General features: G+C 73.7%; 24 protein-coding genes and 1 pseudogene. 18 read left to right on the top strand and 7 right to left on the bottom strand.

The window, feature by feature from the left end; translation table 11 throughout:
• The first annotated feature begins 84 nt into the window (after positions 1–84).
• Together map and J7462_RS27690 are read left to right on the top strand one after the other, a co-directional pair.
• Entirely contained in the window at positions 85–942 is an 858-nt protein-coding gene (gene map / locus J7462_RS27685) for a type I methionyl aminopeptidase (RefSeq protein WP_219468448.1), read from the top strand.
• On the top strand, positions 939–1,655 hold the full coding sequence (locus J7462_RS27690; protein WP_208569298.1) for a VIT1/CCC1 transporter family protein: 717 nt from the start codon (positions 939–941) through the stop codon (positions 1,653–1,655). The genes map and J7462_RS27690 overlap by 4 nt, the downstream gene beginning before the upstream one ends.
• 131 nt (positions 1,656–1,786) lie before the next feature.
• Here the strand turns inward: J7462_RS27690 and J7462_RS27695 are convergent, their stop codons facing one another.
• From J7462_RS27695 to J7462_RS27725, 7 genes are all read right to left on the bottom strand, one after another.
• A complete protein-coding gene (locus tag J7462_RS27695; protein WP_308291054.1) occupies positions 1,787–2,518 on the bottom strand; it encodes a nucleotidyltransferase domain-containing protein in 732 nt (243 codons plus the stop codon).
• Entirely contained in the window at positions 2,515–2,994 is a 480-nt protein-coding gene (locus tag J7462_RS27700; RefSeq protein ID WP_208569299.1) for a nitroreductase family deazaflavin-dependent oxidoreductase, read from the bottom strand. Before J7462_RS27700 ends, J7462_RS27695 begins: the two co-directional genes overlap by 4 nt.
• 69 nt (positions 2,995–3,063) lie before the next feature.
• Positions 3,064–5,784, bottom strand: coding sequence for an ABC transporter permease (locus J7462_RS27705; protein ID WP_308291055.1), 2,721 nt, complete (start codon positions 5,782–5,784; stop codon positions 3,064–3,066).
• 239 nt (positions 5,785–6,023) lie between these two features.
• Complete coding sequence (locus J7462_RS27710) at positions 6,024–6,761, bottom strand: ABC transporter ATP-binding protein (protein ID WP_208569300.1); 738 nt, start codon at positions 6,759–6,761, stop codon at positions 6,024–6,026.
• The gene (locus tag J7462_RS27715; RefSeq protein ID WP_088645558.1) at positions 6,758–7,345 is read right to left on the bottom strand and encodes a PadR family transcriptional regulator; all 588 of its coding nucleotides are present in this window, start codon (positions 7,343–7,345) and stop codon (positions 6,758–6,760) included. Before J7462_RS27715 ends, J7462_RS27710 begins: the two co-directional genes overlap by 4 nt.
• A gap of 57 nt (positions 7,346–7,402) precedes the next feature.
• Positions 7,403–7,852 (bottom strand): ferritin-like domain-containing protein, encoded by a 450-nt coding sequence (locus J7462_RS27720; protein WP_208569301.1) that lies wholly within the window; start codon positions 7,850–7,852, stop codon positions 7,403–7,405.
• Positions 7,849–8,298 carry a hypothetical protein gene (locus tag J7462_RS27725; RefSeq protein WP_219470773.1) on the bottom strand — a complete coding sequence of 150 codons (450 nt, stop codon included), beginning with the start codon at positions 8,296–8,298 and terminating at the stop codon, positions 7,849–7,851. The genes J7462_RS27720 and J7462_RS27725 overlap by 4 nt, the downstream gene beginning before the upstream one ends.
• Positions 8,299–8,527: 229 nt before the next feature.
• Between J7462_RS27725 and rimP the strand changes: the two genes are divergently transcribed.
• The 16 genes and pseudogenes from rimP (at position 8,528) to dapB (ending at position 26,250) form a co-directional block, all read left to right on the top strand.
• Positions 8,528–9,238 carry a ribosome maturation factor RimP gene (rimP, locus tag J7462_RS27730; RefSeq protein ID WP_219468451.1) on the top strand — a complete coding sequence of 237 codons (711 nt, stop codon included), beginning with the start codon at positions 8,528–8,530 and terminating at the stop codon, positions 9,236–9,238.
• A complete protein-coding gene (nusA, locus tag J7462_RS27735) occupies positions 9,235–10,278 on the top strand; it encodes a transcription termination factor NusA (RefSeq protein WP_208569304.1) in 1,044 nt (347 codons plus the stop codon). Before rimP ends, nusA begins: the two co-directional genes overlap by 4 nt.
• A 16-nt stretch (positions 10,279–10,294) precedes the next feature.
• Complete coding sequence (locus tag J7462_RS27740; protein ID WP_208569305.1) at positions 10,295–10,627, top strand: YlxR family protein; 333 nt, start codon at positions 10,295–10,297, stop codon at positions 10,625–10,627.
• Positions 10,628–10,720: 93 nt separating this feature from the next.
• Positions 10,721–13,729 (top strand): annotated as a pseudogene (gene infB, locus J7462_RS27745) (translation initiation factor IF-2).
• Between the two features lie 90 nt (positions 13,730–13,819).
• Positions 13,820–14,113, top strand: coding sequence for a DUF503 domain-containing protein (locus tag J7462_RS27750; protein ID WP_219468453.1), 294 nt, complete (start codon positions 13,820–13,822; stop codon positions 14,111–14,113).
• A 317-nt stretch (positions 14,114–14,430) separates the two neighbouring features.
• Positions 14,431–14,913, top strand: coding sequence for a 30S ribosome-binding factor RbfA (gene rbfA / locus J7462_RS27755; RefSeq protein WP_219468455.1), 483 nt, complete (start codon positions 14,431–14,433; stop codon positions 14,911–14,913).
• Positions 14,910–16,010 (top strand): bifunctional oligoribonuclease/PAP phosphatase NrnA, encoded by a 1,101-nt coding sequence (locus J7462_RS27760; RefSeq protein WP_219468458.1) that lies wholly within the window; start codon positions 14,910–14,912, stop codon positions 16,008–16,010. The genes rbfA and J7462_RS27760 overlap by 4 nt, the downstream gene beginning before the upstream one ends.
• A 19-nt stretch (positions 16,011–16,029) precedes the next feature.
• Complete coding sequence (locus J7462_RS27765; RefSeq protein WP_219468461.1) at positions 16,030–16,437, top strand: hypothetical protein; 408 nt, start codon at positions 16,030–16,032, stop codon at positions 16,435–16,437.
• The gene (locus tag J7462_RS27770; RefSeq protein ID WP_208569311.1) at positions 16,437–16,646 is read left to right on the top strand and encodes a DUF6186 family protein; all 210 of its coding nucleotides are present in this window, start codon (positions 16,437–16,439) and stop codon (positions 16,644–16,646) included. Before J7462_RS27765 ends, J7462_RS27770 begins: the two co-directional genes overlap by 1 nt.
• Positions 16,647–17,385: 739 nt before the next feature.
• Complete coding sequence (locus tag J7462_RS27775) at positions 17,386–18,711, top strand: MATE family efflux transporter (RefSeq protein ID WP_208569312.1); 1,326 nt, start codon at positions 17,386–17,388, stop codon at positions 18,709–18,711.
• Positions 18,712–18,791: 80 nt separating this feature from the next.
• On the top strand, positions 18,792–19,676 hold the full coding sequence (gene truB, locus J7462_RS27780; RefSeq protein WP_219468467.1) for a tRNA pseudouridine(55) synthase TruB: 885 nt from the start codon (positions 18,792–18,794) through the stop codon (positions 19,674–19,676).
• A 122-nt stretch (positions 19,677–19,798) separates the two neighbouring features.
• A complete protein-coding gene (locus J7462_RS27785; RefSeq protein WP_208569314.1) occupies positions 19,799–20,725 on the top strand; it encodes a bifunctional riboflavin kinase/FAD synthetase in 927 nt (308 codons plus the stop codon).
• Between the two features lie 217 nt (positions 20,726–20,942).
• Positions 20,943–21,212, top strand: a complete 270-nt coding sequence (gene rpsO / locus J7462_RS27790; RefSeq protein ID WP_091246098.1) for a 30S ribosomal protein S15 — start codon at positions 20,943–20,945, stop codon at positions 21,210–21,212.
• 221 nt (positions 21,213–21,433) lie between these two features.
• Positions 21,434–23,818, top strand: a complete 2,385-nt coding sequence (locus tag J7462_RS27795; protein WP_219468470.1) for a polyribonucleotide nucleotidyltransferase — start codon at positions 21,434–21,436, stop codon at positions 23,816–23,818.
• A 120-nt stretch (positions 23,819–23,938) separates the two neighbouring features.
• Positions 23,939–25,309, top strand: coding sequence for a M16 family metallopeptidase (locus J7462_RS27800; protein ID WP_374197593.1), 1,371 nt, complete (start codon positions 23,939–23,941; stop codon positions 25,307–25,309).
• Between the two features lie 173 nt (positions 25,310–25,482).
• Positions 25,483–26,250, top strand: a complete 768-nt coding sequence (gene dapB / locus J7462_RS27805; RefSeq protein WP_219468473.1) for a 4-hydroxy-tetrahydrodipicolinate reductase — start codon at positions 25,483–25,485, stop codon at positions 26,248–26,250.
• Positions 26,251–26,357: the final 107 nt, after the last annotated feature.

Genomic DNA, 26,357 nt, shown 5'->3' on the forward strand with positions numbered 1-26,357 from the left:
AATGGCACAGCCCGGTGGGCACGGCAACAACCGACGGGCCGGCCACGCCACGGCCCGCCGACCGCCCGGAGATAGGCTGTCGTCATGACCGTTCGTGCCCCGCTCACCCCAGGCACGCTCTCCCCCTGGCGAGCGGTCCCTGGCCACATCGCCCGACCGGAGTACGTGGGCAAGAAGCAACCCCGGCAGTGGCGCGGCTCGCACGTGCAGACCCCGCAGACCATCGAGAAGATGCGGGTCGCCGGCCGGTTGGCGGCGCAGGCCACCCAGCTCGCCGGTGAACACTGCAAGCCGGGGGTGACCACCGACGAGATCGACCGGGTGGTGCACGAGTTCCTCGTCGACCACGACGCCTACCCCTCGACGCTGGGCTACAAGGGCTTCCCCAAGTCCTGCTGCACCAGTGTCAACGAGGTCATCTGCCACGGCATCCCCGACTCCACCGTGCTCGCCGACGGCGACATCGTCAACGTCGACGTCACCGCCTACCTCGACGGGGTGCACGGCGACACCGACGCCACCTTCTGCGTCGGCGAGGTCAGCGAGGAGGCCCGGCTGCTTGTCGAACGCACCCACGAGGCGATGATGCGGGGCATCCGGGCGGTCCGCCCCGGCCGGCAGATCAACGTGATCGGCCGGGTCATCGAGTCGTACGCCAAGCGGTTCGGCTACGGGGTGGTGCGCGACTTCACCGGCCACGGCATCGGCGAGGCGTTCCACAGCGGCCTCTACGTGCCGCACTACGACAGCCCCCGGCCCACCGACATCATGGAGCCGGGGATGACCTTCACCGTCGAGCCGATGATCACCCTCGGCACCTACCAGTACGACATGTGGGACGACGGGTGGACTGTCGTCACCAAGGACCGGAAGTGGACGGCCCAGTTCGAACACACCATCGTCGTCACCGACGACGGTCACGAGATCCTCACCCTGCCGTGACCGACACCCCGGCCGCCCTGCGGGAGGCCCACCACGCGGACGTGTCCGGCGGGTGGCTGCGGCCTGCCGTCTTCGGTGCGATGGACGGGCTGGTCACCAACATCGCGCTGATCGCCGGCGTCGGCGGCGGCGGCGTCTCCGCGCACAGCATCGTGCTCACCGGCACCGCCGGCCTGGTCGCCGGCGCCATCTCGATGGGCCTGGGCGAATACACCAGCGTCCGCTCGGCCAACGAACAGGTCGCCGCCGAGGTGGCCAAGGAGCGCCGCGAGCTGGAACGCCACCCGGAGGCGGAGGCCCGCGAGCTGTCCGACGCCTGGGTGGCCCGGGGCCTGCCCCGCGACCTGGCGAACCAGGTCGCCGAGGCGGTACGCCGCAACCCGGAGGAGGCGCTGCGGGTGCACGTCCGGGAGGAGTTGGGCGTCGACCCCGACGAACAACCCAGCCCCTGGGCGGCGGCGATCTCGTCGTTCCTCTGCTTCTCCGTCGGCGCGCTGATCCCGCTGCTGAGCTACCTGCTCGGCTCCACCAGCCTCGCGTTGGCGCTCGCCGTCGGCGGGGTGGGGCTCTTCGTGGCCGGTGCGGTCGTGGCCCGGTTCACCCACCGCCCTTGGTGGGCGGGTGGGCTGCGGCAGCTGCTGCTGGGTGCGGCGGCGGCCGGCGCGACCTACCTGATCGGGATGCTCATCGGGGTCCAGGGCGGTCTCGGCTAGACCGTCGCCGCCGGCAGGGTCGCTCGTCGTGGCCGACCCGTTGATCCGCCGGTGCCCGGTGCCCGGTGCCCGGCCCGGTGCCCGGTGCCTGGCCCGGTGCCCGGTGCCCGGCCCGGTGCCCGGTGCCCGGCTCAGCGGGTGAGCAGGTCGTCCACCGTGCCGTCGACCGGGCGGCCCCGGGCGGCCAACTCCTCGGCCTGCCCGGTGAGCACCCGACCCACCTCGGTCATGTCCGCGCCGGCCAACCCGGTACGCCGCACCGCGTCACCCGGGTCCCGGAAGTAGGTGCGGCCGAGCAGGCCGCTGACCGTGGCCGCCGCCAACCGGGCCTCGCCCAGCATCACCAGCGCCTGATCGGTCTCGTACCACTCGGCGAGCCGGGCCGCCCGGGCGTGCGCCGCCCAACCCCGGAACCAGGCGTCCCGCGCGGCGGTGCTGAACTCCGCCGGCCGGGCCCGCGCCAACCGGCCCAGGTGCTCGTCGCGCAGGGTGCGCAGCCAGCCGGTCGGGTCGTACAGCGCGACGGTGGTGACGTAGCGGTCGGCGGTCAGCGGCCAGGCCGGGGTCAGCGTCCGGGCCCGCCGCAGGTGCTCGTCGGCGTCGGTGACGGTCAACTCGACCAGCACCCCGTCGATCCGTCGGGTCGACGTCGGCGGCCCACCGCCCACCCGGTAGGTGACCAGCAGCAGCCCGACCTCGGCGTCCCCACCGCCGTCGTCGTCGCCGTGCGCCAACGGCCCGTGCACGGCCACCGCGAGGACGTCCGCCGGGAAACGTCGCCGCGCCGCGTCGGCCGTCCGCCCGGCGACCTGCCAGCGCGGATCGTCCAGGTCCACCCCGGTCGCCGGCTCCGGCCCGGTCACGGCAGGTCGGCACCGGTCGGGACCAGCCGGAAGATGTGGATCTCCCGGCCACCGGCCCGCTGCACGTACGTGCGGTACGCCGGCCACTCGGTGACCAGCAACTGCCAGAGCCGCTCCCGCTCGGCCCCGGTGGCCAGATCGGCCCGCACGGTGAGCCGACGACCCTTGACGGCCACCTCCGCCCGGGGCCGGGCACGCAGGTTGAGCACCCAGCCCGGCTGGCGCGGCTGGCCCCAGTTGGAACCGATCACCACGAACCCCTCGCCGTCCGGCACATACAGCAGGGGGTTGCTGCGCGGCAGGCCGGAGCGGTGCCCGGTGGTCGTGATGATCAGCGAAGGGACCAGGCCCAGCGCCACCACCCGACCCCGGGTGAGCCGCCCGACCATCCGGTCGACGGGGACCAGCAGGCGCATGGTGGCACCGAACCACTCGTGGTGACCGAGCCGGCGGGTGAGGGTTCCGATGACGGGCACCCGGACAGTCTGCCTGGTCGACGCGGTGTCCGCACCCACCGACCCGGCCACCGGCTCCCGGCGGGCCGCTCAGTCCAACCGGCGTTCGACCGCGAGGCGGGACCGGGTCAACAGACCGGCACCGAGCATCGCCACCAGCGGCACCACCACCAGCACACCGAGGGTCTGCCAGGGCACCACCACCGGGTACGGCGACTGGGCCGGCCAGGTCTGCGCATACTGGCGGTTCATCGAGGTCAGGATGATCAGGGCGGAGCCCAGCCCGGCCGCGATGCCGAGCACCGAGCCGACCACGGCGATCACCCCGGCCTGGCAGAGGGACAGCACCCGGCGTACCCGGGGACTGGCCCCCACCGCGGCGAGCGTGGACAGGTCCCGGCGGCCCTCCGCCGCGGCGAGACCGGTTGCCACCCCGGCCGCGCCCAGGGTGATCATCCCGGCACCGGCGGCCAGCAACAGCAGCACCGGCCGCTGCTGCGAGCGGGGCGGACCCTGTTCGGTCTGCACCGACACCGGCAGCAACGGCCGCAGGGCGGTGACCACCCGGTCGAGCTGTGCGGTGGTCGGCGTGGTCCGGGTGTCGACGGCGAAACCGGCCGGCTCCGTGCGCAGGCCGACCCGGGCGGCGGCGGCGGGGGAGAGCACCATCCGGTCGACCGGCAGCCCGTCGCGCAGCAGGTGACCGGGGAGGGTGACGCTGGTCGCCACCGACGGGCGGGAGTCGCCGACCCACCGTTCGACCCGGACCGTCACCTGACCGTCGACCAGGTAACGGGGATCGGTCACCACCACGCCACCGGCGTGCAGCACGACGGCCGCCGCCGCCACCTCGGCCGCCGGCGCACCGCTGAGCACCCGCAGGACGGCGCCGTCGTCCACCATGGCGGGCAGGTAGAAGCCGCTGACGATGCGGACCGGCGGGACGCAGCGCGGGTCGGCCAGCGCCGCACGGCGGACCTCGGCCGTACCGTAGGACTCCGCGTCGTACGGGCAGGCCCGGTCCTCGGGCAGCACCGCCGTGACCGTGCAGTAGTCCTCCGGGCGTTGCGGGTCGACGCAGCTGGGCACCGCCACCGGCAGCACCGCGTCGGTGCCCAGCTCGGCCCGGACCCGCTCGGTGATCAGCGGTAACGGGGGCAGCGGGCCGGTGCCGTCCCGGTCGGCGCGCAGCAGCAACACCTGGCCCGGCGGCATCCCCGGTTGCCAGTCGGCCCGGTCGCGGGCGTCGTTGCTGGCCACGTAGACGCCCAGGGCGACGCTGCCGGCGACGGCGGCCATCACCGCGGAGATGGCCGGAGCGGCCGACGAGCGGTTGCGGCTGGCGTCGCGCAGCGCGATACGGGGCGCGGGCGGCAGCAGCGGACCGAGCCGGGCCAGCAGACCGATCAGTGCGGGCGTGCAGAAGACCAGGCCCAGCTCACCCAGGACCAACCCGGCGAGGATCACCGGGCTGTCGCCCCTCGCGGCACCCAGCGCGGCGGCCCCGCTGCCCAGCGCGGTCAGCGCCACCCCGAGGAGCAGCCAGCGGCGGCGGTGCGGGGGTGCGGTCCGGCGACCGGCCAACCCGGCCGCCACGTCCTGCCGGGCCGCGGCCAGCGCCGGGGCGAGCGCGGCCAACACCCCGGCCAGCACCGCGACCGCCGCGATCGCGACGAGCGCCGCCGGGAAGACCCGGTAGCCCCCGCTGCGCGCCCCCAGCAGGTGCTCCTCGACCAGCGACCGACCGGCGAGCGCGGCGGTGACCCCGAGCAGCAGCCCGCACGCCGCCCCGAGCCCACCGAGGACCACCCCGTCGGCGAGCACGATCCGCCGCAGGTGCACCGGGTCACCGCCGGCCACCGCGACCAGCGCCAGGTCCCGCCGCCGCCGCCGGACCCCCACCGCGAAGGCCGGGCCGACCAGCAGGACGACCTCCAGCAGACCGAGGCCGCCGACCAACACCGTGTTGCTCGCCAGCACCGGATCGGGCAGGTTGAGCGTCGACCCGTCGGGGGACCGGGCACCCGGCACCGGGTCCCGGGCGCTGACCAGGATGCCGTGCGCGTTGAGCCGGTCCACCAGCGCGGCGTCCAACGGGCCGGGAAGGTCGACCAGCCAGCTCTCGTCGTAGCTCCGCCCGTCCCGGGACGACCCGGTCGGCGTCAGGGCGGCGATCTCCCCGAGCTGGTCGGGAAACTCCACCACACCGACCACCCGCCACCGGCGGGTGCCGTCGGCCGCGTCGACCGACCCGCCCACCCGTACGCCCATCCGGGCGGCGGCCTGCGCGCTGACCGCGACCTCGTCGGGTGCGGTGGGGACCCGCCCGGACCGCAGGCGCACCATCGAGCGGGCCAGCGGGTCCGTCAGGTCCAACGCCCGCCCGTCGATGGTCCTGGTCCGGTCGCCGATCCGCACCTCGAACGGCACCCACCAGGTGACCCGGCTGGCCCGGCTGCCGGCCGGCAGGAGCGCCTCGACCTCCGCCCGACCCACCGGCCGTTCCCGGGCCACCAGGTCACCCGTGCGGGCCCAGTTCGTGTCCCCCCGGGAGTCCTGGTGGAGCGGGTTCTCCGCCACCCAGTGCAGCTCGACGTCGGCGGCACCGACCCGCTGGACGAAACTCTCCTCCGGGGTGAGCTCGGCCATGTCGTAGGTGACCGCGACGAAGCTCAGCACCAGTACCGGCAGCGCGATCATCGTCAGCACCAGCGCGGTGCGCCCCCGTGCCCGCCAGGCCTCCCGCCGGGCGATCCGCAGCGCGGCCCGCCAGGACCCGAGCGTCCCGGCGAGCCGACCGGGCAGTCCCACCGGGCCCCCCGCGTCGGGGTGGGCCGGCCGGGTCGCTCTGCCGGCTCCTGCCGGCCGGGCCGGGTCGTCGGGGTGAGCCGGGTTCTCGGGGTGAGCGGGCCCGGCCGGGTGAGCGGGGCGGGCCGGGCTGTCGGGGCGGGCCGGGTGAGTGGGGCGGGCCGGGTCGTCGGGCCGGGCCGGTGGGGTGCGGGCGGACAGGCCGTCGGGGCCGGAGGGTCCGTCCGGATGGGGCGGGGCGCTCACCGGCCGATTCCGGAGAGCAGGTGCTCGACCCCGGCCAACGGCGCGGTGGAGTCGACCATGACACCGTCGCGGAGGAAGACCACCCGGTCGGCCCAGCCCGCGTGCCGGGCCTCGTGGGTCACCAACACCCCGGCCGCCCCCGCGTCGACCCGGCGGCGCAGCAGGTGCAGCACGGCCTCCCCGGTCTGCGAGTCCAGGGCCCCGGTCGGCTCGTCGGCCAGCACCAACCGCCGCTCACCGACCAGCGCCCGCGCGATCGCCACCCGCTGCTGCTGCCCCCCGGACATCTGGTCGGGGAAGCGCGCACCGAGCCCGCCCAGGCCGACCTCCTCCAGTGCCGCCAGGGCCGCCCGCCGGGCCTGCCGTACGCCGACCCCGTCGAGTTCCAACGGGAGGGCCACGTTCTCCGCGGCGGTGAGGCTGCCGAGCAGGTTCAGATCCTGGAAGACGTAGCCGATCCGGCGACGGCGCAGCCGGGCCAGCCCCCGCCCGTCGAGCGTGCCGAGGGCCTCCCCCTCGACCAGTACCTCCCCGCCGGTCGGCCGGTCGAGCCCACCGGCCAGGGTGAGCAGGGTCGACTTGCCCGAGCCGGAGGGACCCATCACGGCCACCAGCTCGCCCGGTCGTACGGTGAGGCTCACCCCGCGCAGCGCGTGCACGGCGGCCTCCCCGCCCCCGTGGGTGCGGTGGACGTCGCGCAGTTCGAGCACCGCGCCGTCGTCCGGGCCGGTCACCGGTGTGCCTCCTCGTCGGCCCGCTCCACCACCTCCGGCGGTGACCCGCTGCGGGCTGTGGGGGCCGCCGGCCGATGCCGGACCAGGCTGGTCTCGCAGTGGTCGAGCCAGCGGATCTCCGCCTCGGCCTGGAACATCATCGCGTCCAGCACCAGTCGCCAGGGCAGGTCCTCCGGCCGGTCGCTGGTGTACTTGAGCCGGGTCAGCTCCTGCAACGTGCGCATGGTCGCGCCACGCTGGGTCTGCACCACCGCCCGCACGTCCACCCCGGGGGTGGTCAACGCCAGGGCCAGCTTGATGGACAGCTCGTCGCGGGGGCGGTCGTTGCGGCTGATCGGGGTGACGAACCACAGCGCCAGGTCCGCCCGCCCGGCGTCGGTGATCTCGTACGGCCGCTGCCCGCCCTCGTGCTCGGGCAGCGAGCGGACCAGGCCGTCGCGTTCCAGCCGGTTGAGGGTGGTGTAGACCTGACCGATGTTCAGCGGCCAGGTGGAGCCGGTCGACTCCTCGAACGCGGCCCGGAGCTGGTAGCCGTACATCTGGCCGCGCTCCAGCAGGGCGAGCAGGCCGTGACGGATGGACATGCGACGGAGTATGCATACCCCGTATGCGGACCGCAACCGCAGGGTACGGGCGGTGGGTCAGGTGGGACTGCCGGGGAACGGGACGGTCAGTGGGGTGAGGCCCGCGCTGCGCCGCCAGCGGGTGGCCCGTACCGCGCAGTCGGTCAGCGCGTTGAGCGCCCGGGTGCGGTCCGCGCCGGTGGTGACCGGCAGCGCCGCCCGCCAGAACGCCGCGGTGCGCTCCTCCACCTGCACCGCCAGCCGCAACGCGGCGGCCCGGTCGGTGACCGGGAACGGCAGGGCGTAGCCGGCCTGGTCGGGGGGGACGGTGCCGCCGGTGGCGCTGAGCTGGAGCACCAGCGCGTCGCGTCGGGACCGGTGGGCCGCCTCGGCGGTGCGGGCCGCCCGCCGGTCGGCGTCGGTGAGTCGTACCCCGATCGGGCCGTAGGCGTAGATCGCGGCGTACTCGGCGGCCAACGCCCCGGCGAGCGCGTCGCCGGGGGTGGCGGGGGCGGTGCGGCGGTTCACTTCAGTGCCTCCAGGTGGGTGGCCCGGGCGGCGGCGATCGAGCCGAGCAGTGCGGCCCGGTCACCCGGCGCGGCGGCGCATGCCTTGGCCGCGTTGTCCCGGCCGTTCTGCTCGGCGGTCCGCAACCCGGCCAGGAGGGCGCTGCGGGTGCCTTCCCCGGCGCTCGGAGCCGGTGTCGCCGGACCGGACGGCCCGGGGCGGCCGATCAGCCGGCGCAGCTCGTCGGCGTGCGCCGTGTGCGCGTCGGCGATCGGGGTGAGCCGGTCGGCGAGCCCCGGGTCGGCGGCGATCGCGGCCCGGTGCCGGGCGGCCAGTGCCCGGGCCTCGTCCGCCAGGGGTTCCAGCGGGTCGGGCGGCGGGCTGGGCTCGTCCCGGTCGAACAGCGCACAACCGGTCAGCGGCACCGTGGCGGCACCGACCGCCAGAAGTGCGCCGGAGCGCAGCACCGTACGTCGGGATTGCCCCGTTCCGTCGGGGTGTGTCGTCGTTCTGCCCGTGGCCACCGGACAAGTCAACACCATCCGCGCCGACCGCCGGGCGACCGCCGTCGGTGCGCCGCCGGGGCCGCCGTCCCGGCGGCGCGTTACGCTCTGCGCAGCCACCGGCGCTTCCGCCCCGGTGGCGTCCCGGCGTGCCGGTCCGACGACCGCAGCCGACCAGCAGAAGGGTGCCCAGATGACGCAGCGTGGCCGTGCCACCCGGCCGACGGCGCCGGCGGGACGATCCCGTCGCACCGACGGCGCCCGGGGCGGGGACCGTGCGGGCGCATCCCGGGGCGACCTGGCCGCCCGGCGTACCAGATTGCGCGACGTGATCGCGCCGGTGGTCACGGAGGCGGGCTACGACCTGGAGGACGTCTCCGTGTCCCGGGCCGGCCGGCGGCACGTGGTCCGGGTGATCGTGGACGCCGACGGCGGGATCAACCTGGACGCCGTCGCGGACGTCTCCCGGGTGGTCTCGGCGGCGTTGGACGCGGCCGAGGAGTCCGGCGGGGACATCGTGGCGGGGGAGTACCAGCTGGAGGTCAGCTCCCCCGGGGTGGACCGCCCGTTGACCCTGCCCCGGCACTGGCGACGCAACGCCGGCCGGCTGGTGAAGGTGACCGTCCGGGTCGAGCGGCCCGACGCGCAGCCCACGGTGGACCGTCAGGTCACCGGCCGGGTGGTGGCGGCCGACGACGAGCGTGTGGTGCTGGAGACCGAAGCCGGCCGGGCGGAACACCGCTACGCCGAGCTCGGCCCCGGCCGGGTGCAGGTCGAGTTCAACCGCCTCGACGAGATCGACGAGGCGGACGAGTTCGACGGCGCCGACGAAGACGACGAGATCGGCGACGACGAACACGCCGCCGACGATGACGACGATGATGTGGAGGACGAGGAGAGGTGAACATCGACCTCGCGGCGCTGCGCGCACTGGAGCGCGAGCGGGAGATCCCGTTCGACACGATCCTCGCGGCGATCGAGACCGCGTTGCTGACCGCCTACCGGCACACCGACGGCGCCGAGTCGCACGCCCGGGTGGAGATCGACCGTAAGAACGGGGCCGCCCAGGTCTACGCCCAGGAGCTGGACGACGACGGCAGCGTGGTGCGGGAGTGGGACGACACCCCGCACGACTTCGGCCGGATCGCGGCGATGACCGCCAAGCAGGTGATCCTCCAGCGGTTGCGGGAGGCCACCGACGAGGTGCACTTCGGTGAGTACGTCGGCCGCGACGGTGACCTGGTCACCGGAGTGGTGCAGGCGCACGAGGCGCGCAGCGAGAAGGGCATCGTCAGCGTCGACCTCGGCAAGCTGGAGGGTGTGCTGCCGCAGTCCGAGCAGGTGCCCGGCGAGCGTTACCACCACGGCGAGCGGATCCGCTGCGTGGTGGTGCACGTGACCAAGGGGATGCGTGGGCCGCAGATCACCCTGTCGCGGTCCCATCCGGCGCTGGTGAAGAAGCTCTTCGCGTTGGAGGTGCCGGAGATCGCCGACGGCACGGTGGAGATCGGGGCGATCGCCCGTGAGGCAGGTCACCGCACCAAGATCGCCGTGCGCTCCACCGTGCAGGGCGTGAACGCCAAGGGGGCCTGCATCGGCCCGATGGGCCAGCGGGTCCGCGCCGTGATGAGCGAGCTGCACGGCGAAAAGATCGACATCATCGACTGGTCGGACGACCCGGCGGCGTTCGTCGGCAACGCGCTCTCGCCGGCCAAGGCGCTGCGGGTCGAGGTGGTCGACCTGGCCACCCGGACGGCCCGGGTGACCGTCCCGGACTTCCAGCTCTCCCTCGCCATCGGGCGGGAGGGGCAGAACGCCCGGCTTGCTGCGCGTTTGACCGGTTGGCGGATCGACATCCGGTCGGACGCGGAGCAGGCGGGGCCCGGCGGTCGGGGCGGTGCCGAGTCCGTCTCGGAGCCGGGCGGAGCGATCTCGGGCGGCTAGGGGTAGACTTCTTCCAGTGGTACGACGCGCGCATCCGGAACGCACTTGTGTGGGTTGCCGGAAACGTGCGCCGGCCAGCGAACTGCTGCGGATCGTCGCGGTCGGTGACGAGGATGGTCACAGTCTCCGACCTGATCCGAGCCGCAGTCTGCCGGGTCGGGGAGCGAACATGCACCCGGATCCGGCCTGCTTCGCGCTGGCGGTGCGGCGTCGCGTCTTCGGGCGGGCGCTGCGACTCACCGAGGTCCCTGACCACGGTGCCGTCGCGGAGCACGTCGATGCGTCAACCACTACGTCCGGTCAACCCGACCGGGCGAGGGTCGCTAGCAAGGTAGGACGACCGACATGAGCACACGATGAAGTCCCTGAAATGACCAGGCTTCAAGTGCACGAGTGAGGTCGCTGCGGGTGCTGCCCGCACGACCTCGGAGTGAGGAGTGCAGTGGCAGGTAAGGCCCGCGTACACGAGCTTGCTAAGGAGCTCGGGGTCGAAAGCAAGACAGTGCTCGCCAAGCTGAAGGAAATGGGCGAGTTCGTGAAGTCCGCGTCCAGCACCGTCGAGGCGCCCGTCGCCCGACGTCTGCGTGGCGCATTCGTCGCGTCCGCCGGTGGTTCGTCGGCACCGTCCGCTCCGGCGGCGGCCCGAGCCCGGCACCGACCCCGACGCCGTCCCCGACCCCGGGCGCCCCCGGGTCTCGGCCCGGCCGATGCCGCCCCGGCGGCCGACCGCGCCGACCCCTGGACCGAAGCCCAAGGGCCCGGTCCCCGGCCCGCCGCAGCCGGTGACTCCGGTCGCCAAGCCGGCGAGCGCACACGACATCGAGGTGGCGGCCGCTGAAGCGCGCGCCGCCGCGCTGAAGGCCGAGCAGGAGGCGGCGGTCAAGGCCGCCCAGGCCGCCCGGCAGCAGCAGCGGGACAACGTCCGACGGGAGCCCCCGACCGAGGGTGGTCCCCGTCCGGGTCCGCGTCCCGGTCCGAACGCCGTACCGCCGCGTCCGGGTACCCCGGCCGCCGGTCGTCCGGGTGGCCCTCCGGCCGGCCCGGGTGCCCGTCCCGGCGGTCGTCCGCCGGCGCGCGGTGCCGGTAACAACCCGTTCGGCATCCAGGGTGGCCAGCAGCAGCGGCCCCCGGCCGCCGGTGGTGGCGGTCCCCGGCCGAGTCCGGCCGGCATGCCGCCGCGTCCGAGCCCGGCCTCGATGCCGCCGCGTCCGAGCCCGGCCTCGATGCCGAGCCAGCGGCCCACCACGGGTCGCCCCGGCGGCCCCGGTGGCGGTCGTGGTGGCCCCGGCGGCGGCGCCGGTCGTCCCGGTGGCGGTGGCGGTGGCTTCCGCCCCGGTGGCGGTGGCGGTGGCGGCGGCGGTGGCGGCTTCCGTGGCGGTCCCGGTGGCGGCGCTGGTGCCGGCGGCGGTGGCTACCGTGGTGGCCCCGGTGGCGGCGGTGGCGCTCCCGGCGGCGGTTTCCGCCCGGGTGCCCGGCCGGTGGCGGTGGTCGTCCCGGTGGCGGCGGTCGTGGCCGTGGCGGCGGCGCCGCGGGTGCCTTCGGGCGTCCGGGTGGTCGGCCGACCCGTGGTCGCAAGTCCAAGAAGCAGCGCAGACAGGAGTTCGACAACCTGTCGGCTCCGACCATGAGCTCGGGTGCCCCCCGGGGTCAGGGTCAGGTCGTCCGGCTCTCCCGTGGCGCCTCGTTGTCGGACTTCGCCGACAAGATCAACGCCAACCCGGGTTCGCTGGTCCAGGAGATGTTCAACCTGGGCGAGATGGTCACCGCGACCCAGTCCTGCTCGGACGAGACCCTGTTGCTGATCGGTGAGCACCTCGGTTTCGACGTGCAGATCGTCAGCCCGGAGGACGAGGACCGCGAGCTGCTCGCGCAGTTCAACATCGACCTCGACGCCGAGGTCGCGGAGGACCGGCTGGTCAGCCGTGCGCCGGTGGTGACCGTCATGGGTCACGTCGACCACGGTAAGACCAAGCTGCTCGACGCGATCCGCAAGGCGAACGTGGTGGCCGGCGAGGCGGGTGGCATCACCCAGCACATCGGCGCATACCAGGTCCACGTTCCGCACGAGGGCATCGACCGCGCGGTGACCTTCATCGACACCCCGGGCCACGAGGCGTTCACCGCCATGCGTGCCCGTGGTGCCCAGGTCACCGACATCGTGGTGCTGGTGGTGGCGGCCGACGACGGCGTCATGCCGCAGACGATCGAGGCGCTCAACCACGCCAAGGCGGCCGACGTGCCGATCGTGGTCGCGGTCAACAAGGTCGACAAGCCGGAGGCCAACCCGGACAAGGTCCGCCAGCAGCTGACCGAGTACGGTCTCGTCGCCGAGGAGTACGGCGGCGACACCATGTTCGTCAACGTGGCGGCCAAGCCGGGCATCGGCATCGACGAGCTGCTGGAGGCGGTCCTGCTGACCGCCGACGCGTCGCTGGAGCTGACCGCTCCGATCGACGGGCCGGCGCAGGGTGTGGCCATCGAGGCGCACCTGGACAAGGGTCGCGGTGCGGTGGCGACGGTGCTGGTGCAGAAGGGCACCCTGCGGGCGGGCGACTCGATCGTCGCCGGTGGGGCCCACGGCCGGGTCCGCGCCATGCTCGACGAGAACGGCAACCAGGTCGCCGAGGCCGGTCCGGCCCGTCCGGTCCTGGTGCTCGGTCTGACCGCGGTGCCGGGTGCGGGTGACACCTTCCTGGCCGCCGAGGACGACCGCACGGTGCGGCAGATCGCCGAGCAGCGGCAGGCACGACGGCGGGCGGCGTCCTTCGCCAACTCCCGCGGCCGGGCCACCCTCGAGACGCTCATGGAGCAGCTCAAGGAGGGCGAGAAGACCTCGCTCAACCTGGTGCTCAAGGGCGACGTCTCCGGTTCCGTGGAGGCCCTCGAGGACGCGCTGTTCAACCTCGACATCCCCGAGGAGGTCCAGCTCAGGATCATCCACCGGGGTGTGGGTGCGATCACCGAGAGCGACGTCATGCTCGCGAGCGCCTCGTCCGAGGCGGTCACGATCATCGGCTTCAACGTGCGGGCCGCCAACAAGGTCCGTGAGATCGCCGACCGCGAGGGCGTGGAGATCCGGTACTACACGGTCATCTACCAGGCCATCGAGGAGATCGACGCCGCGCTCAAGGGGCTGCTCAAGCCGGAGTACGAAGAGGTCGAGCTGGGCAGCGCGGAGATCCGCGACGTCTTCCGCTCGTCCAAGATCGGCAACATCTCCGGTTGTATCGTCCGGTCCGGCATCATCCGCCGCAACGCCAAGGCGCGGCTGCTGCGGGACGGGGCGGTCGTGGCGGACAACCTCACGATCAGCTCGCTCAAGCGGTTCAAGGACGACGCGACGGAGGTCCGCGAGGGCTTCGAGTGTGGTCTGACGCTGGCCGGTTTCAACAACGTCCAGGTCGGCGACACCATCGAAACCTTCGAGATGCGGGAGAAGCCGCGCGCCTGATCCGAGGCTGACAACAGTGCTCAAGGGGTTTACGCCACCCGGCGTAAACCCCTTGAGCATGTCCAGGGGGCTTCCGTAACGTCCTGGACGATGTATACCGGAACCGCACTCTTCGACCTGCTCCTGCCCGGCGACTCCCGTTCGCTCAAGGCCAAGCGCTCCTACGTCCGGCCCATCGTGGCCGCGCTGCGCCGCTTCGACGTGTCGGCGGCCGAGGTGGGCGCGCTCGACCTGCACGGTCGGGCCGAGATCGGGGTGGCCGTGGTGGCTGCCGAGGCGGCCCATGTCCGCGAGGTGCTCGATTCCTGCGAACGCCTCGTCGCCGGCCGCCCCGAACTGGACCTCCTCTCCGTCCGCCGCACCCTCCACACCCCCGAAGACTGACCCACCCCTCCCTCCCGCCCGGGCTCCCCACCCCCACCCGGGCTCCCTCCAGGCCCGCCTGTCCCCGGTGATCAAGAGGTTTGCGTCAGCTTTGATCTCCAGGCTGACGCAAACCTCTTGATCACCGGGGCGGGGCGGGGTGGGGCGGGGACGGGGTGGGGCGGGACGGGGTGGGGACGGGGCGGGGGTGGGGGCGGGGTGGGGCGGGCGGGTGGGGGTGGGGCGCGGGTAGTGTTCGAGATGTTGGGGTGGTTGGGTTCGGTGGGCTTCGGCGTCGCCGTTCCGGCTGCGGTGGGAACGCCCTGGAGGTGGGGGACATGTCTGATCCGGCCAAGGTTCGCCGGCACGCCGAGCGGATTCGCGAGCTGGTCGCTTCGGTGGTGCGGAGCCAGATCAAGGACCCCCGGCTCGGGATGATCACCATCACCGACGCCCGGATCACCGCCGACCTGCGCGACGCCACCGTCTTCTACACCGTGCTCGGCGACGCGACGGCCCAGGCCAGCACCGCCGCCGCGCTGGAGAGCGCGAAGGGGATGTTGCGCAGCACCGTCGGGAAGGCCCTGGGGCTGCGTCACTCGCCCTCGCTGACCTTCGTCCTCGACGACGTGCAGGACCAGGTCAAGCAGATCGACGACCTGCTCGCCCAGGCCCGGCACGCCGACGCCGAGGTGCAGCGGTTGGCCGCCCAGGCGAAGTACGCCGGTGACGCCCAGCCCTACCGGGTCGACGACGACGAGGACGATGACGTCGACGACGAAGCCGCCGACGCCGACGCCTCGACGACGGACCGGCGGTGACGGCCGCCCCGGACACGGCCGGTGAGCTCCGCGTCGGGTCGCCGTCCGCCGGCCCCGGCGAGGACGACTGGGCTGCCGCCGTCGCTGCGGTACGCGGCCTGCCGGCCGACGCCCGGGTGCTGCTGATCTGTCACGTCAACCCGGACGGCGACGCGCTGGGCAGCATGCTCGGCTTCGGGCTGGGACTGCGCCGGCTCGGCGTACGCCGGTTGCAGGCCACCTTCCCGGGGCCGCCCGAGGTGCCGGAGCCGTTCCGCTGGCTGCCCGGGATCGACCTGTTGGTGCCGGCCACCGAGGCGTACCCGGATCCGGATCTGGTGGTCTGTTTCGACGCCGCGAGTGAGTCGCGGCTCGGTGACCTGGTGGACCGGCTCGACACCGCCGGCACCTCGGTGGTCCTCGACCATCACGCCTCGAACACCGGCTTCGGTGCGGTGCACCTGGTGGACCCGACGGCTGCGGCCACCTCGGTCGTGGCCGAGCAGTTGCTCACCCGGCTCGACGTGCCGTTGGACGCGGAGATCGCGGCCGGCCTCTACGTCGCGTTGACCACCGACACCGGCTCGTTCCGGTACGCGGCGACGACGCCGGAGGTGCACCGGCTCGCCGCCCGGCTGCTCGCCACCGGCCTGCGCCCCGGTGACATCTCCCGCGAGGTCTTCGACACCCGGCCGTTCGGCGCGGTCCGGCTCTTCGGTGAGGTGCTGGGCCGGTCCCGGCTCGAACCGGAGGCCGCCGCCGGGCACGGTCTGGTCTGGACCCACGCCACCCTCGACGACCTGGACCGCCACGACCAGCGGCCGTACGTGCTGGAGTCGCTGATCGACTCGGTGCGCTGCACCGCCGAGGCGGACGTCGCGTGTGTGCTCAAGCAGGTCGGGCCGCACGCGTGGGCGGTGTCGATGCGCAGCAAGGGTGCGGTCGACGTCAGCGCGGTGGCGGTGGCGCTGGGTGGCGGAGGTCACCTGTTCGCCGCCGGATTCACCGGGCAGGGCGACGTCGACCAGGTCATCGCCCTGATCAGGGCGGAGTTGGGCGGGGCGTTGACCGCAGGTCACGGCGACGCCGACGGGTGTCGGTCTTCCCGCACGGGGTGAGCCCGGGGAGAATCGGACGATGGAGCAGCCGCACGAGATCGCCGTGGACGTCTCCCGCACCTGGGACCGGCCGGTGGTCACCGTGCCGGTGCTGGCCTGCCTCTCCCTGGTCGGCGGGCAGTTCCCGTCGTTTTCCGCCCAGGCCAACCTCTGGACGTTGGGCACCGGCGGCGCGCTGATCTGGCTCGGCCTCGGCAACCGGGTGCAGCGTCGGCCGGCACCACGCCGGTTGGGCCGGGGCACCGCCTGGTGGCTGCTCCCGGCGGCGCTGTTCGGGGTGCTGGAAGGCGCCACCTTCGTCATGGCGGTCGGGGACGAGTTCCCCACCCTGTCCCGGCTGGCCGACCCGCTGCTGGAGGACGAACTGGTCCGTTCGGCGGCCTGGTTCGCCTGGCTGGCCGCCTTCTGGGGGCTGGTGCGCCGGTGATGCGTACCCTCGCCATCAGTGGCTTCCTGACCTCCCTGGTGCTCTTCGCGGTGGTCGAGTGGGCCTCCCGCCGGGAGGGCTCCCGGATTCCGTCCCTGGGCGACGTCTGCGCCTACGTGATGCGGTACGAGGTGGGCCCGGTGCCGGTCGGCCGGATCGGGTTGTTCGGATTCTGGTGGTGGCTGGGCTGGCACTTCCTGGCCCGCTGAGCACCACCGTCCGCCGCCCGCCCGCCCTCCGCACATCTGTCGATGGGTCTCTTCGCCGGCACCCGCGCGACGTGTGTCCCTGCCGGCACGACGTGCGTCGCTGTCCGCGCGCGGCGGACCGTCCGTTTCCGGCCGCCCGGGGTGGCTGCCGTGGCGTCCAGATGACGGGAAGAGTGGACACCATGTGGAAAGTAAACGTTAACTTGGGAAAGGCCGACGTCGCGTCGCGACGCAGGTCGTGGGCGGTGGTGCCACACCCGGTGCCGCCTCCCTCCAGGGTCTGACCGACCCGGGCTCAACGCTGCCAGGCGAGCCGCTCCGGTGATCCCGGGCCGCCTTCCCGGCGCTCAGCAGGACCGCCCGTAGGGCCACCTGTTCCGGTGGTCCGCACCCTGGAAGGACACCGCCATGGCGACCAAGCCCAAGACCGAGACGACCGACGAGGCCCGCGAGCAGATGCGCCGCGCGCTGCAGACCTCGATGGACACCCGTCAGTGACGCTGCCGCCCCGGCGGTGACCCCACCGCCGGGCGGACTCTTCGCCCGCCCGGGCCCGCCCGGTCGAGTGGCACCGCCGTCCGTTGCCCGGGCCCGCCCGGCGCGGTGCCGGGGTGTCCGCCGGGCGGGTCCGAGGGGACGGGTGCCGGGGGCGGGTGCCGGGCCACCTCCGCCGGCCAGCCTTCGGTAAGTGTTGGCGGGGATTGCGTTCCTTACCGGCGGCGTGTCAGGATCGGCGGCGATGAGCCAGTCCACTCCTACCGCCACCGCGCTCGCCTCACCGCGCCGGATCGCCACCCTCGCCCTGCCCGCCCTGGTGGTGCTCGCGGCCGAGCCGCTCTACGTGCTGGTCGACACCGCCGTGGTGGGGCACCTGGGTCGGGTTCCGCTGGCCGCGCTCGCCGTCGGCGGCACGGTGCTGACCCTCACCGCCTGGCTCGGCACCGTGCTGGCGTACGGCATCACCGGGCGGGTGGCCCGACGGTTCGGTTCCGGTGACCGGGCCGCGGCGCTGGCCGAGGGCGTCCAGGCTTCCTGGCTGGCGCTCGGGGTGGGCGTCCTGCTGGCCGTCGGCATGCAGTTCGGCGGGGACGCGCTGGCGCGTACCCTCGCCGGTGGTGGTGGCGAGGTGGCCGACGCCGCCGGGCAGTGGCTGCGGATCGCGGCCCTCGGCGCACCCGGCCTGCTGCTGGCCGCCGCCGGCAACGGCTGGCTGCGCGGCATCCAGGACATCCGGCGGCCGCTGCTGTTCGTGCTCGGGCCCAACCTGCTCTCCGCGCTGCTCTGCCCGCTGCTGGTCTACCCCGCCGGGCTGGGCCTGCCCGGTTCGGCGGTGGCCAACGTGATCGCCCAGACCGTCTCGGGTGGCCTCTTCGTCGGCGCGCTGCTGCGGGAGCGGGCCGACCTGCGGCCCCGCCCGGCCCTGATCCGCCAGCAGCTGGTGCTCAGCCGGGACCTGCTCATCCGGGGGGTCGCCTTCCAGGCCAGCTTCCTGTCCGCCACCGCGGTCGCCGCCCGGTTCGGCGCCGCCGCCGTGGGTGCCCACCAGATCGCCCTGCAACTGTGGTTCTTCACCGCCCTGCTGCTCGACGCGCTGGCGATCGCCGCGCAGGCGTTGATCGGCGCCGCCCTGGGCGCGGGCGACGCCGCCGGGGCGCGCGCCCTGGCCCGGCGGTTCGCGCTGCTCGGTGGGGTGTGCGGGGTGGGCTTCGCGGTGCTCATCGCGGCCGGGGCCGGCGTCGTGCCGTCGCTGTTCAGTTCCGATCCCCAGGTGCGCGGCCAGGCGATGGTGGCCTGGCCGTGGTTCGCGGCGATGCAGCCGTTCGCCGGGGTGGTGTTCGCCCTCGACGGCGTGCTGATCGGTGCCGGCGACGTCCGCTACCTGCGCGACCTGACCGTCGTCGCGGCGCTCGGCGGTTTCCTGCCGTCGATCTGGTTCTCCTTCGCTTTCGACCTCGGGTTGGGGGGCATCTGGGCCGGCCTCACCCTGTTCGTGATCATCCGGCTCGTCGGGGTCCTGCTGCGGCTGCGTTCCGGCCGGTGGGCGGTGGTCGGCGCGGTGCGCTGACCCGCCACGGCCGGCTGGCCGTCCGGCATTGTGCCGTGCGGTGGCGGGCGGGGTGGACCCGTCTGGCAGGCTTGGCGGTCGTGAACGGTGACGGTCTGATCGTGGTCGACAAGCCCGGCGGCATGACGTCGCACGACGTGGTGGCACGCATCCGCCGGTTGGCCCGCACCCGCCGGGTCGGGCACGGCGGCACCCTCGACCCGATGGCCACCGGGGTGCTGGTGATCGGGGTGGGCCGGGCCACCCGGCTGCTGACGTACGTGATCGGGGCGGGCAAGAGCTACACCGCGACGGTCCGGCTCGGCCAGGCCACCGTCACCGACGACGCCGAGGGCGACGTGCTCACCGCCACGCCCGCCGGGGAGCTGACCGACGCCGCGATCCGGGCCGCGTTCGGGCCGTTGACCGGTGAGATCGACCAGGTGCCCAGCGCGGTCAGCGCCATCAAGATCAACGGGGAGCGGGCGTACAAGCGGGTCCGGGACGGCGAGAGCGTCGAGCTGCCCGCCCGCCGGGTCACCGTCTCCCGGCTGGACGTGTCGGCGATCCGGCGGGACACCCCGGACGTGGTCGACGTCGACGTCGACGTCGACTGCTCGTCCGGGACGTACATCCGGGCGCTGGCCCGCGACGCCGGCCGGTCACTCGGCGTCGGCGGGCACCTCACCGCGCTGCGGCGCACCGCTGTGGGCAGTTTCACCCTCGCCGAGTCGGCCACCCTCGAGACCCTGGAACAGCGCGCGCCCGAGGTGGTCAACCTGCCCCTCGACACCGCCGCCGACAGGTACTTCTCCCGTCGGGAGGCCACCGCCGACGAGGCGAAGGTGCTCTCCCACGGTGGGCCGCTCGACCCGGTCGGCATCGCCGGGCCGTACGCCGTCTTCGGACCGGACGGTGGCGTGATCGCTATCGTCAGCGAGCGGGACGGCCGGGCCCGCGCGGAGATCGTGCTCGCCCCGGCCTGACCGGGCCGCCGGCCGGTCCGGTCGGACGGTGCGGCGGGAGCGGGCGCGACAACGACGGCCGGGACGACCGGCGGGTGGGTACGGGTGGGAGCCGGTCAGTGGCGGAGCAGGGAAGGAGCGGCATGCAGCGGTGGCGGGGGTACGAGGCGGCACCCGGTGACTGGGGGCGGTCGGTCGTCACCATCGGCGTCTTCGACGGCGTGCACCAGGGACACCAGGCGACCATCGGACACGCCGTGGCGCGGGCCCGGGAACTGGGCGTCCGGTCGGTGGTGGTGACCTTCGACCCGCACCCGGCCGAGGTGGTCCGACCCGGATCGCATCCGGCCGTGCTCACCGAGCCCACCCGCAAGGCGGAGCTGATCGAGGCGCTCGGGGTCGACGTGCTCTGTGTGGTGCCGTTCACCGCCGAGCTGTCCCGGCTGCCGGCCGAGGCGTTCGTGCACGACATCCTGGTCGAACACCTGCACGCCATGCTGGTCGTGGTGGGGGACAACTTCCGCTTCGGGCACCGGGCCGCCGGGAACGTGGCGCTGCTCGAACAGCTCGGCGGGACCTTCGGCTTCGGGGTGGAGAACGCCCCGCTGGTCACCGCCGACGGCACGGTCTTCTCCTCGACGTACATCCGGGCCCGGATCGAGGCCGGGGACGTGGCGGCGGCGGCGGCCGTGCTCGGCCGGCCGCACCGGCTCGAAGGGGTCGTGGTGCTGGGTGACCAGCGTGGCCGGGAGCTGGGCTTCCCCACCGCCAACCTGCTCTGCCCGCCGCACACGGCGGTGCCCGCCGACGGGGTCTACGCCGGCTGGCTGGTGCGCCGGGGGACCGAGCGGCTGCCGGCGGCCATCTCGATCGGCACCAACCCGACGTTCGCCGGCCGGGAGCGCCGGGTCGAGGCGCACGTGTTGGACTTCGCCGGCGACCTGTACGGCGAGCGGGTCGCCCTCGACTTCGCCGCCCACCTGCGCGGCCAGATCCGGTACGACGCGATCGAACCGCTGCTCGTGCAGATGGCCGAGGACGTCGCGCGGACCCGGCTGGCGGTCGCCTGACCGGCCCGGCGGGCGGGGTGGGCGGGCCGCCGACGCCCGCCGCGTGGGCCTTGACCGGGCGCTTCCGCGACGGGCTGGTAGTGTGGCGGTGACGTCGGATGACCGACGCGGGGCCTCGCGTGCCTGCACGACGCCGCGGGTGCGAGGTTCGTCCGTCCCGGTCCGTTCGGACCCGAACGACGGACATCAGTTGTCAACCCACCGAAACAGGGAGAACATGGCGCTCGACCAGGAAGCCAAGGCCAAGATCCGCACGGAGTACGCGACCGCCGAGGGCGACACCGGTTCGCCGGAGGTCCAGGTCGCGGTCCTCACCAAGCGGATCGCGGAGCTGACCGAGCACCTGAAGGTGCACAAGCACGACCACCACAGCCGCCGGGGGCTGCTGCTGCTGGTCGGTCGGCGCCGTCGGCTGCTCAACTACGTCCAGAAGAAGGACATCAGTCGCTACCGGTCGCTGATCGAGCGGCTCGGCCTGCGCCGATGACGTGACGGGGGAGTGGCCACCGGGCCGCTCCCCCGCTCGGCACCACCAGAAGAAGAGGGCCGCGCGACCACCCGAGAGGGAGCCGGTCAGCGTACCGGTCTCCGGTAGTGGCCCCCGGGCATCCCGGCATCATGCCGGCCACCCGGGCGCTTCGATCGAAGACCGGCCGTCTGAGCAGCTCCGGTGTCGTGCGCCCACGACGCGAAGGAGTACCGCCGCACATGACCGAGACCAACCTCGGCACCGAATCCCGCACCGCCGTGATCGACAACGGGTCCTTCGGTACCCGCGAGATCACTTTCTCCACCGGTCGGCTGGCCCGCCAGGCCGCCGGTTCCGTCATCGCCCAGCTGGGCGAGACGGTCGTCCTCTCCGCCACTACCGCCGGTAAGCACCCGAAGGAGCAGTTCGACTTCTTCCCGCTGACCGTCGACGTCGAGGAGCGGATGTACGCCGCGGGCCGCATCCCCGGCTCGTTCTTCCGCCGTGAGGGTCGGCCCAGCGAGGACGCGATCCTCACCTGCCGGCTGATCGACCGGCCGCTGCGCCCGTCGTTCGTCAAGGGCCTGCGCAACGAGGTCCAGGTCGTCGAGACCGTCCTCGCGCTCGACCCGCAGCACCCGTACGACGTGGTGGCCATCAACGCGGCCTCGATGTCGACGAAGCTGTCCGGCCTGCCGTTCTCCGGCCCGATCGGGGCGACCCGGGTCGCGCACGTCGACGGCCAGTGGGTGGCCTTCCCGACCCTGGAGGAGCTGGCCCGCGCCACCTTCGACATGGTGGTGGCCGGCCGCACGCTCGACGACGGCGACGTCGCGATCATGATGGTCGAGGCCGAGGCGACGCCGAACGCCGTCGCCCTCATCGCGGGCGGCGCGACCGCCCCGACCGAGGAGATCGTCGCCAGCGGCCTGGAGGCCGCCAAGCCGGCGATCCGCGAGCTGTGCCGGGCGCAGAGCGAGCTGGCCGAGGTCGCCGCCAAGCCGGTCACCGAGTTCCCGGTCTTCCTGGACTACCAGGACGACATTTACCAGGCGGTGGCCGAGCTGGTCCGCGCCGAGGTGGCCGAGGCGCTCCAGATCGCCGGCAAGGCCGACCGCGAGGAGGCCCTGGACCGGATCAAGGCCAAGGTCGCCGAGGAGCTGGGCAGCCGGTTCGAGGGCCGGGAGAAGGAGCTGTCCGCGGCGTTCCGGTCGCTGACCAAGTCCGAGGTCCGCAACCGGGTGCTGCGCGAGCAGGTCCGCATCGACGGCCGGGGTCCGCGTGACATCCGGGCGCTCACCGCCGAGGTCGGCGTGCTGCCCCGGGTACACGGCTCCGCGCTGTTCGAGCGGGGCGAGACCCAGATCCTCGGGGTCACCACGCTGAACATGCTCCGGATGGAGCAGATGGTGGACACCCTCTCCCCGGAGAACCGCAAGCGTTACATGCACAACTACAACTTCCCGCCGTACTCGACCGGGGAGACCGGCCGGGTCGGCTCGCCGAAGCGGCGGGAGATCGGCCACGGCGCGCTGGCCGAGCGGGCCCTGCTGCCGGTGCTGCCGTCGCGCGAGGAGTTCCCGTACGCGATCCGCCAGGTGTCCGAGGCGCTCGGCTCCAACGGCTCGACGTCGATGGGTTCGGTCTGCGCCTCGACGTTGGCGCTGCTGTCGGCCGGTGTGCCGCTCAAGGCGCCGGTGGCCGGCATCGCGATGGGCCTCATCTCCGACGAGGTCGACGGCAAGACCCAGTACGTGACGCTGACCGACATCCTCGGTGCCGAGGACGCGTTCGGTGACATGGACTTCAAGGTCGCCGGCACGCCGGAGTTCGTCACCGCGCTCCAGCTCGACACCAAGCTCAACGGCATCCCGTCGGATGTGCTCGCCGCCGCGCTCCAGCAGGCGAACGAGGCCCGGCAGACCATCCTCGGCGTGATGCAGGCGGCGATCGAGGCCCCGGCCGAGATGTCGGACTACGCGCCGCGGGTCACCACCGTCAAGATCCCGGTGGACAAGATCGGCATGGTGATCGGCCCGAAGGGGCAGACCATCAACGCCATCCAGGACGAGACCGGCGCCGAGATCTCCATCGAGGACGACGGCACGATCTACGTCGGCGCGACCAACGGCCCGTCGGCGCAGGCCGCCGTGGACCGGATCAACGGGATCGCCAACCCGACCCTGCCCAAGGCCGGCGAGCGGTTCCTCGGCACGGTGGTCAAGACCGCCGCGTTCGGCGCGTTCATCTCGCTGCTGCCCGGCCGCGACGGCCTGCTGCACATCTCCAAGGTGGGCGACGGCAAGCGGGTCGAGCGGGTCGAGGACTTCCTCAACGTCGGCGACAGGGTCGAGGTGGAGATCGCGGACATCGACGCCCGCGGCAAGATCTACCTGGACAAGGTCCGGCCGGAGGGCGCCGAGGCGCCGGCCGCCGGTGAGGCCGGCGAGGCCGCCGGTGGCGACCGGCCGGCGGGTCGGGGCGGTGACCGGGGTCCGCGTGACCGTGGTGACCGTGGTGGCGACCGGGGCGGTCGTGCCCCGGAGCGTGGCGAGCGCGGCCCGGGTGGCGGCGAGGGTGGCGACGGCGGCGAGCGTCCGCGTCGGCGTACCCGGCACAGCTGAGCAGTGACCGGCCGGGTGACGACGACGTCGTCACCCGGCCGGTGTGTCTCCCTCCACCCCTCGTCGCACGGAGAGCAGGTTTGCGTGAGCCGTTCGCCGTTCCCCCCGGCTCGACGGCCGGTGGCCCCGCCTGACGTCCGCCGGCACGCCACCACCGGCCAGCCCGGCCGCGCCGATACGGCGTCCCGGGCGGTCACCCGCACGATCAGTGACGACCCGTTGGGTGGCACGGTGCGGCGGACCGTCATGCCGAGCGGGCTGCGGGTGCTCACCGAGGCGATCCCGACGATGCGCAGCGTCTCGTTCGGCATCTGGGTCACCGTCGGTTCGCGGGACGAGACCGGTCCGCAGGCCGGTGCGGCGCACTTCCTGGAGCACCTGCTGTTCAAGGGCACCCACAAGCGCACCGCCCTGGAGATCTCCTCCGAGATCGAGGCGGTGGGTGGCGAGACCAACGCCTTCACCACCAAGGAATACACCTGCTACTACGCGCGGGTCCTCGACGAGGACCTGCCGTTGGCCATCGACGTGATGTGCGACGCGGTCGCCGACTCGCTGCTGGAACCGGCCGACGTGGAGACCGAACGCGGGGTCATCCTCGAAGAGATCGCCATGCACGACGACGAGCCCGGCGACGAGGTGCACGACCTGTTCGCCCGCGCCGTCTACGGCGACCACCCCCTCGGCCGGTTGATCTCCGGCACCGAGGAGACGGTCACCCCGATGACCCGTAGGCAGATCCAGAGCTTCTACCGCCGCCGCTACACCGCGCCGCAGATCGTGATCGCCGCCGCCGGCAACCTCGACCACGCCGCCGTGGTCCGGCTGGTCCGCCAGGCGCTGCACGGCACCCCGCTGGACACCGACCCGGCCGAGCCGGGCACCCCCCGGCCGACCACCCCGACGGTACGCACGAAGCCGGCCACCGTCCTGGTCGAGCCGAAGGAGACCGAGCAGGCGCACGTCATCCTCGGCTGCCCCGGCATCGACCGGGTCGACGAGCGGCGATTCGCCCTCGGGGTGCTCAACAACGTCCTCGGCGGCGGGATGTCCAGCCGGCTGTTCCAGGAGATCCGGGAACGCCGTGGCCTGGCCTACTCGGTCTACTCCTACGCCAGCCAGTACGCCGACAGCGGCCTGTTCGCCGTCTACGCCGGCTGCGCGCCGGGCAAGGTCGACGAGGTGCTCCAGCTGACCCGCGCCGAGCTGGCCCGGGTGGCCGCCGACGGGCTCACCGAGGCGGAGGTGGCCCGGGGCAAGGGGATGAGCAAGGGTTCGTTCGTGCTGGGCCTGGAGGACACCGGTTCCCGGATGAGCCGGCTGGCCAAGGGCGAGCTGCTCTACGGCGATCTGATGCCGGTGGACGAGCTGCTGGCCCGGGTCGACGCGGTGACCGTGGCCGACGTGAACACCCTGGCCGCCGAGCTGCTGAGCCGGCCGATGTCGCTGGCGGTGGTCGGCCCGTTCGGGGAGCACGACTTCGCCGGCTGAGCCCGCCGCCGGCCGACCCGTTCCCGGCCGCGCGGTGCCGTGGGCGACGTCGGCCCGACCGGCCGGGCGTCCGGACGGGCACCGGCTCGCGGTCGGGTCCCGGCCGGGACCGGCCGGTGGGACGGTGGTGGTCCGACGGTGGCCCGCGTCCCGATTGGGATAGGTTGTGCCGCGTGACTGACGAGCAGGAGCAGGGCCGCGACGGGTCGATCCGGGTCGGTGTGCTGGGTGCCCGGGGCCGGATGGGCGCCGAGGTGTGCCGGGCGGTCGACGGGGCCGACGACCTGGCGCTGGTGGCGGCGGTCGACCAGGGCGACGAGTTGGCCGGGGCCGAGGCCGCCGAGGTGGTCGTCGACTTCACCACCCCGGACGTGGTCATGGACAACCTGCGCTGGTGCGTCGACCGGGGTGTGCACGCGGTGGTCGGCACCACCGGCTTCACCCGGGCGCGGCTGGAGCAGGTGCGCGGCTGGCTGGCCGACCGGCCCGACGTCGGGGTGGTGATCGCCCCCAACTTCGGCATCGGCGCGGTCCTGATGATGCAGTTCGCCGCCCGCGCGGCCCGGCACTTCGAGTCCGTGGAGATCATCGAGCAGCACCACCCACGCAAGCTCGACGCGCCGAGCGGCACCGCCACCCACACCGCCCGGCTGGTCGCGCAGGCCCGCGCCGAGGCCGGTCTCGGCCCGATGCCGGACGCCACCAAGGACGAGGTGCCGGGGGCGCGGGGCGCCGACATCGACGGGGTACGCGTGCACGCGGTCCGCGCCACCGGCCTGCTCGCCCACCAGGAGGTGCTGTTCGGCACTCTCGGCGAGACGCTGACCATCCGGCACGACTCGTACGACCGGGTGTCGTTCATGCCCGGGGTGCTGCTGGCAGTGCGGGCGGTCCGGCAGCGGCCCGGGCTGACCGTCGGCCTGGACGCCCTGCTCGACTAGCCTCACGTCACTCACTGCCCAGCCCAGCCCGCGTAGCTCAGCCGCGCAGCCCGCGTCTCGGCCGGCGTGTCCGGGCCTGATGTGGAGCGGCGGGGCACGCCGGGTGG

It is taken from the genome of Micromonospora sp. RL09-050-HVF-A, from assembly GCF_019374995.1.
GTDB lineage: Bacteria > Actinomycetota > Actinomycetes > Mycobacteriales > Micromonosporaceae > Micromonospora > Micromonospora antibiotica.